This window comes from Desulfonauticus sp. (genome assembly GCF_055126295.1).
This window is the reverse complement of sequence record NZ_JBSRHE010000015.1, coordinates 21079-35186: the sequence shown is the minus strand read 5'-3', so window position 1 is coordinate 35186 and position 14108 is coordinate 21079. Positions and strand designations below refer to the sequence as shown.

10 protein-coding genes are annotated in these 14108 nt (G+C 34.8%); all 10 read left to right on the top strand.

Translation table 11 applies throughout. From position 1 onward, the window contains the following. The first annotated feature begins 6 nt into the window (after positions 1-6). A complete protein-coding gene (locus ACTCIM_RS09120) occupies positions 7-1398 on the top strand; it encodes a PAS domain-containing protein (RefSeq protein ID WP_029966755.1) in 1392 nt (463 codons plus the stop codon). Continuing rightward, on the top strand, positions 1388-3307 hold the full coding sequence (locus ACTCIM_RS09115) for an aconitate hydratase (protein WP_472315130.1): 1920 nt from the start codon (positions 1388-1390) through the stop codon (positions 3305-3307). Before ACTCIM_RS09120 ends, ACTCIM_RS09115 begins: the two co-directional genes overlap by 11 nt. A 15-nt stretch (positions 3308-3322) precedes the next feature. After that, the gene (locus ACTCIM_RS09110; protein ID WP_472315128.1) at positions 3323-5200 is read left to right on the top strand and encodes a SurA N-terminal domain-containing protein; all 1878 of its coding nucleotides are present in this window, start codon (positions 3323-3325) and stop codon (positions 5198-5200) included. Between the two features lie 181 nt (positions 5201-5381). Continuing rightward, positions 5382-6134 carry a CRISPR-associated endoribonuclease Cas6 gene (gene cas6, locus ACTCIM_RS09105; RefSeq protein ID WP_464278677.1) on the top strand — a complete coding sequence of 251 codons (753 nt, stop codon included), beginning with the start codon at positions 5382-5384 and terminating at the stop codon, positions 6132-6134. Positions 6135-6145: 11 nt separating this feature from the next. Beyond that, complete coding sequence (gene cmr1 / locus ACTCIM_RS09100; protein ID WP_464278678.1) at positions 6146-7276, top strand: type III-B CRISPR module RAMP protein Cmr1; 1131 nt, start codon at positions 6146-6148, stop codon at positions 7274-7276. Between the two features lies 1 nt (position 7277). Next, positions 7278-8522, top strand: a complete 1245-nt coding sequence (locus ACTCIM_RS09095; RefSeq protein ID WP_472315125.1) for an RAMP superfamily CRISPR-associated protein — start codon at positions 7278-7280, stop codon at positions 8520-8522. After that, positions 8515-11814: a CRISPR-associated protein Csx11 gene (locus tag ACTCIM_RS09090; RefSeq protein ID WP_472315122.1), complete on the top strand. Its 3300-nt coding sequence runs from the start codon at positions 8515-8517 to the stop codon at positions 11812-11814. The genes ACTCIM_RS09095 and ACTCIM_RS09090 overlap by 8 nt, the downstream gene beginning before the upstream one ends. Positions 11815-11816: 2 nt before the next feature. Then, positions 11817-12896 (top strand): RAMP superfamily CRISPR-associated protein, encoded by a 1080-nt coding sequence (locus ACTCIM_RS09085; protein ID WP_472315119.1) that lies wholly within the window; start codon positions 11817-11819, stop codon positions 12894-12896. Further along, a complete protein-coding gene (locus tag ACTCIM_RS09080) occupies positions 12880-13245 on the top strand; it encodes a hypothetical protein (RefSeq protein WP_464278684.1) in 366 nt (121 codons plus the stop codon). The genes ACTCIM_RS09085 and ACTCIM_RS09080 overlap by 17 nt, the downstream gene beginning before the upstream one ends. A gap of 1 nt (position 13246) precedes the next feature. Then, complete coding sequence (locus ACTCIM_RS09075) at positions 13247-14038, top strand: hypothetical protein (protein WP_464278685.1); 792 nt, start codon at positions 13247-13249, stop codon at positions 14036-14038. Positions 14039-14108 lie beyond the last annotated feature (70 nt).

The window sequence follows — 14108 nt, the reverse complement described above, 5'->3', positions numbered from 1 at the left end:
CTAGCCATGCTTGGAAACTTTGCCCTAATTGGTCCCAGCAAAAAATTACTTAGCTTCATTAGAGCCTACCTGCGCTACCAGGAAGCCACCAAACCCATGGGCAATCTGGTAGCTTTAACTATAACCGATAGTAAACTGCTTAGCGTGGATTTTCCCCAATACTTTTCCTGGGAAGAAATGCTGAGCAAACACAATCTAAACAGTGTGCTCAATCTGGAAACTGACCCTGAGTTTTCCCTTCAGTTACGCAAAAAACTTCCTCCTACTATTCAACTTAGTGAAAATTCCCCTTCCTTTGCCTACCTTTCTCTCTATCTGGCTAAAAATCTCTATCAACAAAAAATTAGCCAAAAAGAATCTTTTTTAAGCCAAATCCTGGAAAACAGCCCTTTTGCTACCATTGTTTTTAACCGTAAAGGTGAAGTAATCTATTGGAACAAGGCCTGTGAAGAGCTTACAGGAGTAACCAGAAATAAAGTCCTGGGTAAAAGTAAGGTGGGTTTTGCCTTTTATGAACAGGAAAAACTCCTCCTGGGACAAAATGTTTTAAAATACAACCTGGAGACCTTAAAGCAAATTTATCAGGAACAGGACCCTTCTGCTTCCTTTAATGTCTTAAACAACGGAGTAGCTATTTCTGGTTTTTGGAATCTTAAGGGAAAATTAAAAGGTTTTTATCAGGTAATAGCAGTTAAGTTATCCCAGGGGAAAAAGATTTTAGGCTCTCTGGAAATAATTCACAACATCAGCAATATTTATGAACTGCGCTCTCAGGTAAGGGAATATCAAGAAGTCTTAGAAAGTTTACTCAATAATTTACCCTATCCCTTACTCTACTCCCTGAAAGATGGAAGAATTATTTACATCAACCAGGCAGCAAAAGAGCTTTTTAAGTCTCAACTTACCTCCACAGACTCCTTACACATAGCCAACCTCCTGGACTTATCTCCAATGGCATTAGAGCCAGGCAATTCTTCTTTTGAAGTAGAAATCAGTGAAGACCTCTGGGAAGTTATTAACATATCTTTAAAAGAAAAGGGCATGCTCTGGCTTTTTCGCAACTTAAGTGAAGAAGAAAGCAAAAATAAATTAAAACTGGTATTATCTGTGGCTGGCGCCATAAGCCATGAACTCTCCCAGCCTTTAACCGCAGTGGTCAATGCTGCTCAGCTTTTGGCCAAGAGTGATCCCAGCAATTTGGACCGTATCAAAAGACATCAGGAAATCATCTCCAAAGAAGGAGAAAAACTTTTCCAGATTTATACCAAATTGCGCAACATAGAAAAAGTAAACCTGTTACCCTATATCCAGAACGAACAAATTTTAGACCTAAAGGGAGGCAGTGAAGATTTTTTAAACCAAATTTTAGACCATAAAGGAGATAAAAGTGGGGCTTAGTATAGCACAAAAAATTATTAAACAACATTTAGTTAAAGGCGACCTAATACCTGGAGAGGAAATTGAGATAAAAATCGACCAGACCCTTACCCAGGATGCCACAGGTACCATGGCCTATCTGCAATTTGAAGCCATTGGTTTAAAAAAGGTGCAAACCGAACTTTCAGTAAGTTATGTGGACCACAATACCCTGCAAATGGGTTTCCGCAACCCTGATGACCATCAATACCTGCGCACTGTGGCTGCCAAATATGGCCTTGTCTTTTCTCCTCCTGGTACAGGCATCTGCCACCAACTCCACTTGGAAAATTTTGCCTGCCCAGGCAAAACCCTTATAGGTTCGGATAGTCACACTCCCACAGCCGGAGGCATTGGCTCTTTGGCCATGGGAGCAGGTGGTCTTTCTGTAGCTCTGGCCATGGCTGGCGAACCTTACACCCTTACCATGCCTAAAATTGTCAAAATTTACCTTAAAAACCAACTCCAGGGTTTTGCCTCAGCCAAGGATATCATTCTTTATCTCTTACAAAAATTTAGTGTCAAAGGTGGAGTGGGCAAAATCTTTGAATACACAGGGCCTGGAGTAAAAACTCTTTCTGTGCCAGAAAGGGCTACCATTACCAACATGGGCGCAGAACTGGGCTTAACCACCTCTATTTTCCCTTCTGATGAAAACACTTTGGCCTTTTTAAAGGCCATGGGCAGGGAAAAGGATTTCATTCCTCTGGAAGCAGACCCAGATGCCAGCTATGACCAGGAAGTGGAAATAGACCTGGCCCAGATTGAACCCTTAATTGCTACTCCCCATATGCCAGATAAAGTCAAAGCTGTTAGTGAACTGGCTGGCACCAAAGTAAACCAGGTAGCCATTGGTTCCTGTACCAATTCCTCCTATCTGGATTTAAAAAGCGTGGCCCTTATTTTAAAGGGCAAAAAAATCCATCTAGAAGTGGATGTACTCATTTCTCCTGGTTCCAAACAGGTTTTAAAGATGCTCATGGACGAAGATTTGCTCTGGCCCCTTTTGGACGCTGGAGTAAGGCTTCTGGAATGCACCTGTGGGCCCTGTATTGGCATGGGCGGCTCTCCCACTTCTGGAGGAATAAGTGTACGCACCTTTAACCGCAATTTTGAGGGTCGCAGTGGCACTCAGGATGCCAGGGTCTATCTGGCCAGTCCCATTACTGCAGCCTTTGCAGCCTTAAAGGGAGAATTAACTGACCCTGCTACCTGGGAACCACCTTTGCCAGCACTCAAACTGCCAGAAAAGTTTCCTTCCATAAGACACCTGTTTATTTTTCCTCCAGAAGATAATTCCAGGGTGGAAATATTACGGGGGCCCAATATCGTGCCCCTACCCCAATTTGACCCTCTGCCTGAAGAAATCTCTTTGCCTGTGCTCATAAAAGTGGGAGACAACATTACCACTGACCACATCTTGCCCGGCGGGGCAGAGGTCACAGCCTTGCGCTCCAACATCCCAGCTATTAGCGAATACATCTTTTCCAGGGTGGACAAGGAGTTCGTAAAAAGGGCTAAAAAACATAACCAGGGCATAATCGTAGGGGGTGAAAATTATGGCCAAGGCTCCAGCCGGGAACACGCAGCCCTGGGACCCAGGTATCTGGGAGTACGGGTGGTTTTGGCCAAATCCTTTGCTCGTATCCACCGAGCCAATCTTATAAACTTTGGCATACTGCCTCTTATCTTTAAAAACAAGCAAGACTACGAACTCTTAAAGGAAGAAGAACTTCTCCACTTTGACTTTAAAGACCTAAATCCTGGCGGAAGTTTAAAAATAAAAGGAAAAGAACACCTGGTGGAAGTGGAAAACGACCTTACAGCCAAAGAACTGGAAATTATTCGGGCTGGAGGACTATTGAACCTGGTCAAGAACAAACGAGCTTAAATAAAGGAGTGTTAAATGCTAGATAAAATGAGAAGTAATGCTCAGTCCTGGGGTATTAAAGTTCTTTTTGGCCTCATTATCATTGTCTTTGTCTTTTGGGGAGTGGGTAGCTTCCAAAGTAGACAGGCTTCTATTGTAGCAGAAGTAAATAACCAGCCCTTATCTTTGCAGGAGTTTACCTCTGCCTATGAAAGGACTGTGCAAAAATTAAGGCAACAAAATCCCAACTTAAGTGCTGAAACCCTTCAACAACTGAAGGTCAAAGAACAGGTCCTAAATCAGCTTATCAATGCTGAACTGTTAAGGCAAAAGGCTCAGGAACTGGGCATAGAAGTTACCCTGCCTGAGTTAAGTCAGGCTATTCGCTCCATTCCCTTTTTTCAAAACGAACAAAAACAATTTGACCCCAACCGTTACCAGCAAATCTTAAGGCAAAACAATCTTACTCCAGCTCAGTTTGAGGAAGATTTTAAGCACAACCTACTCATGGAAAAGGTAGAAAAGCTGGTTACCCTGCCCAGCAGGGTCAGTGCAGAAGAAGTTTTTGATGCCTATCAATTTGCCCTGGAAAAGGTCCAGATAGCCTATCTCAAGTTTAACTGGCAGGACTTTCTAAAGGAAGTCAAAGTGTCAGAAGAAGAGGTTAAAAAATATTATACAGACAATCAAAAGGAATTTATGCAGCCAGAAAAGATTGAGCTGGCCTACTTAGCCATTACTCCGCAAAAACTAGCGCCTTTACAAGAAGTAAGTGAACAGGAAATAGAAAACTACTATAAAACCCACAAAAACAACTTTTTTGAACCAGAAAAGGTAAAGGCCAGGCACATTCTGGTAAAACTTTCTCCAGAGGCCTCAGACCAGGAAAAAAAAGAAGCTGAGAAAAAGATTGCCGATATTTTAAGTAAGCTCAAAAAAGGGGAAGATTTTGCTAAACTGGCTAAAAAATACTCAGAAGGCCCCAGTGCCTCTAGAGGTGGAGAGCTTGGTTGGTTTGGCAAAGGCGAAATGATTAAGCCCTTTGAAGATGAAGCCTTTAAACTGAAAAAAGGCGAAATTGGCGGTCCTGTGCAAACTCAATTTGGTTTACATTTAATTCAAGTAGAAGACAAAAAGGCCGCGGGCTACCTTTCTCTGGAAGAAAGTAAGGATGCCATTAAGAAAATTCTGGCCCAGGAAAAGGCCTATGCCAAGATTCAAGACCTATTAGATACTGCACTTACCAGGGTAAATGCAGGCGAAAGCCTGGATAAGGTAGCTGAAAGTATTGGCTTAAAGGTAGAGACCACCCCTCTTTTCTCCCGGCAAAACCTTCCAGAAGGGTTGCAAGGCCTTAATCCCAAGGATATCCAGGCTCTTTTTGACCTGCCCTTACAAGAAACCACCAAAACTCCTCTGACTTTAAGAGAAGGATATCTTTTGGCTCAAAAAATAGAAGCTATCTCTCCTGCGCCTCTACCCTTTGAACAGGCCCAGGACATTATTCTTTCCAAACTCTCCCTGCAAAAGGCCAGGGAAAAGGCTCTAGCTAAGGCCACTGCCACCTTAAAAGAAATCCTGGAAAACAAAGCAACTCCAGAAACTACCCTATCTAAGCCCTTTGGCAGACAGGGTTTTATTCCTGAACTGGGCTTTAATGAAGAGCTGGCCAAACTGGCCCTGGAACTAAAAGATGGTGTGTGGATAGATAAACCCTTAGAAATAGGACAGGCCTATGTCTTGGCCAAGCCAGTTAAACACATCCTGCCCACAAAAGAAGACTTTGAAAAAGAAAAGGATAAATGGTTAAAAATCTATAGAGACTTTAAAGCCAAAGAGATGCTTTCTGCCTTTATTGAAAGATTAAGGCAAAAGGCCAAGATTGAAATTATAAACCCTCAATACTTAAAATAAAATACCAACCCAAAAGGCCAGGTAAATCCTGGCCTTTTTTATTTTTTCTCCCTTAATTAATAAACCTCTTTTATTTTTCATTTCTCTCTTGAAAATCTAAAAAAGATATGACATAATTATTCCTAATTAAGTTTTTTGTAATGTATTTTTGTTTTAACATCAAATACTAAAGAAATAGTTAATGCGGATAAAACTAAGCCTCATTTCAGAAAACAACACACTACAATTACCCCTCCACTATAATCACATTCTGCAGGGATTTATCTATTCACATCTAGCTCCAACCTTAGCTAACTGGCTACATGAAGATGGCTTTAAATACAAAAATAGAAATTTTAAGGCCTTTACCTTTTCCAGGCTTATTGGCAAATTTGAGATTAAAGAAAAAACTATATCTTTTAATGGTCCAATTACCCTAAAAATAGCCTCTCCTCACACAAAAATCTTGGAATCCCTTGCAGAGAACCTAATAAAATCACCCTATATTCACCTTGCCAATCAATCATGTTATCTTAAGGCAATAGAAATTGAGGCACCAATAAAACAAATCAATACAGCAATAATAAAGGCCCTATCACCAATAGTTATTTACAGCACGTTATTAGATCCTCAAGGAAAGAAAAAGACATATTTCTACACTCCATGGGAAAAGGAGTTCTCAAAACTTATAATAGATAACTTACAACGAAAATGGATGGCATTTTTTTCAACAGACATAGCTCCACCATTAAATGGGGCATACATAAAACCAGAAAAGGTCAATAATAAAAATTTGTCCATTTTAAACTTCAAAGGGACCATAATCAAAGGCTGGACTGGAATCTACAAACTCCACCTCCCCGAACCTTACTTTACTTTTGCCTATAGTGCAGGAATAGGATCCAAAAATAGCCAGGGTTGTGGGATGATTGAGGTTGTGAGGGAAATAAAATAGAAGGAGCTTTTATGTCACAAAAACAAATAAAAGTAACTTTTGAAACTATTACTCCTATTTGGACTGGGGATGCCTGGGGAGATAACAAAGAACTTAGGCCTTCGAGTTTAATGGGGAGTTTGAGGTTTTGGTTTGAAGTTATTTGTTATTTTGCGGAGATTACAGATAAGAGTAATTATAAAGATGGAAAATTAAAGGATGAAGTTAATGAAAAAAAATTTAAAGAAAAAATTGTAACTAATGGTAGTGATTTTGAAGGTATTGATAAAACACTTGCCCAAATGGGAATAAGTTTACCTTCAAGAATTTTTGGGTGTACGGGATGGAAAGGATGGGTGAGGATAAAAAATATTAAACCTAGTGATAAAGATTATTCTTTGGGAAATAGTTTAGACTTACCATATGCATTGATCCTCAATAAAAAAAATATCAATGAAATAGAAGAGTTTAAAACCAGAGAGAATTTGAATAAATTTATTGACTCACAATATGAAAATGGCAATTTGAAAGATAAGCAAAAGGAATTTAGAAAAGATTACTCAGTCTGGTATGTTGCAATGCCTTACTTTTCGGGAAAATTTGAAGTTGTTTTTGAAATTGAAGAAAATATTATAGAATCTATTTTTTATCCTCTTTTAACCTTTATGGAAAAATTTGGATTTTGGGGAGGGAAATGGAATATTGGATATGGAAGATTGAAAGTAGAAATAGTAAAGAAAAAAGAAGGTGAAGAATGGACAGAGATAAATGGCTGGGGAAATAAAAAATTTAAATTCAGTCATTTTTATAAAAGTTTAACAACAAAGTTTGCTGATAAGGAATTCTTAGAGACTAAAATAACTTTTGATGAGATACAACAAAAAAATAAAATTATGTATCTGAAAAATCAGGTTAATAATACTACAGATGTTAAGAAAATTATAAAACAACTGATAATAATGAAAACAGAGAGAAGAAAATATTATAGAGATAACATTAATGATGTTAATCTAAGACATCTTTTATTTGGAACCACGAAAAGCCCTCCTGATAAAAAAGACTTACCACAAGGTACAAAAATAATTCCATGGATTTATAAAGAAAAAGGGCAATTAAAAGGTGGATTTGTTTCTATAGCAGGAATTTTGAATTTGGGAGATTGAAATGGGGAAAAAAGATAAAACTTTTAAAAGTTTTCAAGAACTTGGCAAGGAGTTAAGAATGTCTGATGATAAAATGTGTTATGACGTATATCTCACAGATGTTGATTTAAAAATTACCAATGAAATTTTTTTCTTGAAAAAAGCTACAAAATATAATGTATTAGATGGAAGTAAAATAAAAGAAATGAACGATGATGATTTCAAGAGTATTTTCCCTTTTACTTCTGATGAGGATAAAAGCAATTTCAAAAACTCTAAAAATACAGAATTTGCACTTGCCTGGTTTAAAGAAAAAAACAAAAATTATTCTCCTCAAGAAGGTTATAAATCTCAAATAGAAAAAATAACAGAATTATTATCTGAAGATAATTTACAAAGCTATATTAACAACCTCATCCCTTACTCCTTTATCATTCATGCCAAAATAAAACTGACTGCACCATATTTCTCAAAAGACGATGATGAATTCTACCTTATCCAAAATCCGTGTTTAAAGGAAAAAGTATTTAAAGTACCGATGGTGAGAGGCAGCGGTTGGAAAGGTGTAATTGCAAAGGCATTTAGAGAATTGCTAAATGAAGGGAACGATAAAAAGGATAAAATTCAATCCTATTTAAGAATTTTTGGTACGGGATCTAATGAATTTAGGATGTTGGAAGAAACCATAAAAGGATTTGTGGAAAAAGGGAAAAATTTATCTAAAGATGATTTGATAAAATATTTTCTCTTTGAACTTGGTTTTAAACTGACAAAAGAGGATATTGAAAAGTTAAATAATGATAATGAAAGAGTAGAATTTATAAAAGAAAAATTCTGGTCGGAAATAGAGAAAAATTCAAATAAAGAATTACCGCATTACCTTACTACTCATAAAGGCAGGGCAATATTTTATCCCACATATTTTGATAAACTTTCTCTTGAAATAATTAATCCGCATAGCAGAAAAACAAGGGCAGGAACAAATCCCATTCATTATGAAGTTGTACCTAAAGGTACGACAGGGTTTTTACAAATGGTTTATATACCTTTTGACGGGGTATTGAGAAAAAATGAAGAGTTGAGAGCAGATGTAGAACAGGATATTAAGTTTTTAACTCAAGCAATAGAAAAAGCACAGAATATTGGAATAGGAGCTAAAGAAAAGTTGGGTTGGGGAAGGTTTACATTAAGTAATAAAAAATATTGTGCGAACAGTGAAATCGCTGATATTGAAAATTGGAGAAAATGTGAGGTTGAAAATGGGTAGTAATAACTTAAATCTTGGTAATTTAAAGTTACATAAAGATGATGTTTTAAAGACTGAGATTGGCGCTTTACTTTTTAATTTGGGGAAAACGCATATAGGGATTAGTAATTGGAGAAAATATTTTCCTTCAACTACTCAGCTGTTTAGCAGTTATAAAGACTATTATAAAAATGGTCATTTTGAAAATGAACTTGCTGGAGTAGATTTTAGATTAAAAGATTTTATCTTTAATGAAAAAGTAAAACTCCCTGACAATTCTGATAATGTTGATTGGAAAGAATTTTTTTACGGAGATTCTTCGAATGATGACTTTATAAAAAAAATTTTTTTTCGAGGTTGTGAAAATATCAATTCCGGGATTGATAAAGGTTCTCCTCAAGATTCAAATCAGTTAGAAACATTATGGATATCAAATGCATTTGGAAGTGTAATAAGAGGTGAGATAAAAGAAGATGATTTTGACAAATCAAGATTATGTTTTTTTCAAAAATTTCACAGATTTCTGGAAGATAAAAAGTATTATAATTCTCCTGATTGGATAGAAATTAGAAATTTTATTTTTCCGGAAATTAAGAGTTGGTACTCAATGTTACTTAGTGATTCCCGTTTTCCTGTAAATGATGTTACGCTATGGGATCAGGCATATATGACTGCCTCTATGTTTAAAGCAACTCTTGCCGGTTTGTATCTTGATAATTCAAAACAACAGGATTTTATTAATAATCCTCAAAAAATCAAATGGTCAATACTCGGTATCCAATACGATAAACTCGGCCTTGCGGAAAAAGGATTAAAGGCAGCATCAATAAATTGGTATAGAGAAAAATCTAAAGAGGTTGATAAAAAAATTAAAGAATTAATTGAAATAGAATATCCTCTTGGCAATGAAGTTTACAGGGATGAAACAGGTATTTATTTTGTTGTTGCGGAAAATATTATAGGAGAAAATGAAGGAGATTTTTATAAATTACATAGTGACTTATCAAGCATTAAATCTGAAATCCAAAAGATTTTTACAGATGAATTTGGTGGTGAAATTTATCCTACAATCTTTTTAACAGAACCTTCACGCGGATTAATGAATCTGGGGCATCTTATAGAAAGAGCAAAAGAGAACTTTTTAAAAGCAGAACTACCTGCAAAATTTGAAGAAAATTTAAAATCACAGTTTGATGATAATCCAAGTGGTATCTGTCAGATATGTAAAATGCGACTTGCCAATAATGGTGGTACAGACAATTTAATATGCGATGTTTGCTCTAATAGAGCAGATGGCAGAGTGAAAGAATGGCTCAATAATTCTAATGCAGAAACAATCTGGCTTGATGAGCTTCAGGATAAAAACGGAAGAGTTGCACTAGTTACTTTGAAATTTGAATTGGATAAGTGGATTAATGGGGATTTGGTTAATAGTTTTGTAGTCAAAAGTGAAGAGTATGATGTATTTTTATTATCTTTTATAGCAATAATTTCTAATATTAGTAATACGAAAAATTTGGAAGATTTAGACACTTTTTATGATAGATCTTATAATAAAATTGAAGTTTTTATTTCCCTTTTTGATAAGAATGGAATACAAAAACCATTTGAAAGTTTATTAAAAGAAAAAATTCTGAAAAAAATTCTTTGTCAACCTCAAAGCAATTTAGCAGATAGGGAAATTGGTTTAAAAGATTTGTTTTTTAGGTCTTTAAATGTAGGATTAATTGTTTTAAGCAAACAGGTTAGTAATTGGATAGAATATATTCAGGATAAATTTTCTAATGATCCAAAATTTAATTTTGACGAAAATAGATTTAAAAATCAGGCAATTTTTAATAATTCTAGTTTCTCAAATTTCATAAAATCATCTTTTGTTTTTGGCTTTATAATTCTTCAAATTTATCAATTAATTCTTGAACGTTCAATTGGTTCAAAATGGGAAGAGTTTATTAAAAATAGTTTATCAAATAGCTCGGCAATTAATTTTGATAATAGAGAAATAGATTGGGGTAAATTAAACAATAATGATATAGAATTTTTATCTCAACTTCTTTTCCAATTTCTCCTTCGCAAAAATCCATCTCCTGCAAGATTAAGAAGAGTATGGGAGACAACACAAGAATTCTTTAAATATTTGGATTTGGGCTCAAGGATTCTTAAACTTGCAGAAATTCCCGAAGAAAGACAGAAAAGATTGGTATGGAAGAATGTTGATATTGAAGATGGAGAATATCAAGACAGTGATATTTTATTTTGGGCTAAAGATAATAACGTTTATTTGATATCTTCTGTTGATAAGATTTACAATAGAGAGGAGTTTAATTTAAAAAAGTATGGTGATAATGGAAGTGCAATAAAGACTTTAAAAAAAGATAAAGCCAATGAGCAATCTTACAGACCTTATTTCTCTATCCTTTCTCCTACACCTGTAAGCTGGCAATTTATTATCCCCGCAGAATATGTACCTAACCTTATTAAAAATATTCAGGAGGAGTATTACAAAAATTTCAAATGGGTTTACGGAAAATTGCCTTTGCACATTGGGGTAATTATTCAAAACTATAAACGGCCACTTTATGTTGGAATTAAAGCACTAAGAAAAATAAGAAGAGATAAACAGAATTGGGTAGATTTAAGGATTAAGTTGCCGGCAAAGGATTTTAAAGCAAGGCAGAAAACAGCTTTTTATTATCAGCAAAATCCTGAACATGTAGCTAATTGTGAAAATTTCTATTCTCTTTTTGAGAGAGCGGATAATGTAGATAAAAAGTATGAATTTTACCTGTATCCTAATAATGGAACGAAAGTATGGATTGATACCACTCAAAATGCAACTGATACTGATAAATTCTATTTCTACCCCAATACATTTGATTTTGAATTTTTGGATACAAATGTAAGAAGAAATGATATCTATTATGAAAAGTCTAAGAGACTGATTAAATATAAACAGATGAGGCCTTATGATTTACATGGTTGGCAATATTTTGAGGAATTTGAAAAATATTTCTCGGAGAAAAAATCTTCTTCAAAACTTCAAAAGTTAATCTCATTAATCTATTCAAAACTTGAAGATTGGGGAGACGGTAATCTTGAGGCATTAAAGCAGTTTATGATTTCTGCTTTTGTAAATATACTTGAGTTGAAAGATAAAGATAAAAATGAATTTGCCGCCATACTTGAGGTTAATAGCTTTGAAGAATTAAAGAATATAAAAGGAAATAATTTTAGAGATAAATTATTTATGCTTATAGATATGTTTGAATTCTGGCATACATCATTAAAATTTGAAAATTTTAAGGAGGAATAAGAATGAGTGATAACGATGTTGTAATAAAAAAAAGTATTTATGCAATGGCAACGGATCCTGTTTACATAGGAACAGGTGGTTATACCATAGGAAGAGTTGATAATACTATTGTAAGGGATCCGATTACAAAAATACCTAAAATACCGGGAAGTTCTCTTGCTGGGACATGGAGGTATTATGTAGCATTGGAATTGCAGTCTGCATTTAAAGATGAGTATAAAAAAGATTTGAAAAAAAGGGAAGAAAAAAAAGATAATATAGAAGAATTGTTTAGTAGCCCTAAGAACTGGATGAAATATTCTGGTAACAGATTTGCCAGGATTAAATGTGCCGGGAAGGATGATGAGCCTCAAAGTAACGATGCAGGCCATTGCGGACACTGCATTGTTTGTAAATCATTCGGGTATTCAAAAAACAATAATTCCTGGCAGGGGATGTTATTCTTCTCCGATTTAAATATTTTGTTTTTTCCTGTTTATACGAGATTGGGAGTCAGGTGGATAAGTTCTCCGTCATTGTTAAAGGAAATTTCAATAGATGTAACCGTATCAGATAATAAAATAAAGACTAAAGTAGGGAATGAAAAAACACTAAACCTGGGATGGTTAAATTTAGAAGTTGAGGGTGGTTATACTATTGATGAAAGTAAAATACCGCAAGAAATAAAAGATAAAGTTGATATTAATAATATTATCATTGTCCATGATTCTCTTATTTCTCAAATTATCAATTCTAATCTTGAAGTGAGAACTTCCGTTTCAATCGATCCAATAACAGGAGCGGCAAAAGACGGAGCATTATTTACAAGCGAAGCAATACCGAGGGGTACCATTTTTTATGGTAATCTTAGAGTTTTTGATAAGAAAAGTTTTGGAGATGATAACTTACCATCAAAAGATGGTATTCTTGAAGCACTTGAAGATTCAAAAAAGTATTATGAAACACTTGGTATTGGTGGAATGACAACAAGGGGATTCGGAAGGATGAAGGTTGTTTTGAAAGATAAAGATGCTCAGCCAAATAGTGGAACTACTCAAAATACTGAATCTACAGAGGAGGCAAAAAATGGTACAAAATCTTGATGCTGTAATAAATAATATTGGTTATCAAATTGTTGAAAAGATAAAATCAAAAGGTAAAAAGGATAAAACGAAATATAAGAACGAAATAGACAAATCTCTTGGCGTATTATCTAATGACGGAGTTTATGCTTATTTTGTTTATGTTAAGTCTAAAAAAGTTGATGATATATTTCTTAATGAGATTAAATCAATAAGTAAATTTGTAGGAAATGATAATACTGAGAAAGAGTTAAATCAAGAATTCTTTGAAAAATTATCAGAAAACCTCTCTGAGATTCTCTTTTTCCGTGAAATCCTTGAAAAAATCCTAATTTATGCCCGTTATCATGCAAAGGCAATGGGAGATTAAAATGAGTAGTGAAAAAAAATGGTATAAACTTGTTTTTAAACAAATACAGCCTATTCATATTGGTATGGGCAGTTACGGCGTAATAAATGAAACACGCATTTTCATTCCCGGCTGGACAATGTGGGGTGCGTTAACTAAAGCATATAATTTAAAAAATGGGAAAGATTTGTCAAAAAATCAGGAAAAATTTGAAAACATATCCTGTTTCTGGCCCTGCTTTGATGAGAAGGGTGAAAATGTTTTATTTCCGAAATATAAAAATGGTGAATTTTATCTTGGAGATTATTCGGAAGAAAAATTTAGAGCAATGTTTGTGGATACATTTGTTTCTACTGCAGTAATTCCGGGCAGCAGAATGGCAAAGGATGAATCCCTACACGAAATAGATGTAATTTTACCTCAATTGAAGGCAGATTTTGTTTCTGAAAACAATAAAAAACAACTCTACTGGATTGGAATTATTAAAATTGATGAAAACATTAGTAGTTTTCTAGAAGTTGGAAAGTTAAAAATAAGTGTTGGTGGAGACATAAGATATGGACTGGGTCAACTTCTCTTGACAAACAAAAAAGAGCTAACAAACGAAGAAAATTGGTCCAGCAAAGAAAATATTGCAAATTTTGTTCAATTTAGATCAACAAACTTAAAAGCAGGTCAAATAGAACTTATCGCTGAAATGGATTTTACAAGAGGTAAACCAATTATAAATGAAGCAAGTTATTATTCTAGAGTAGGTAGCAAAATAACTATTGAAGTTAATATAGACTCATTAAACAAAGGAAAATATATTTAAAAATAAATTTCTATCTAGAACCCGTCTGAGACCAACCCAAAAGGCCAGGTAAATCCTGGCCTTTTTGGTT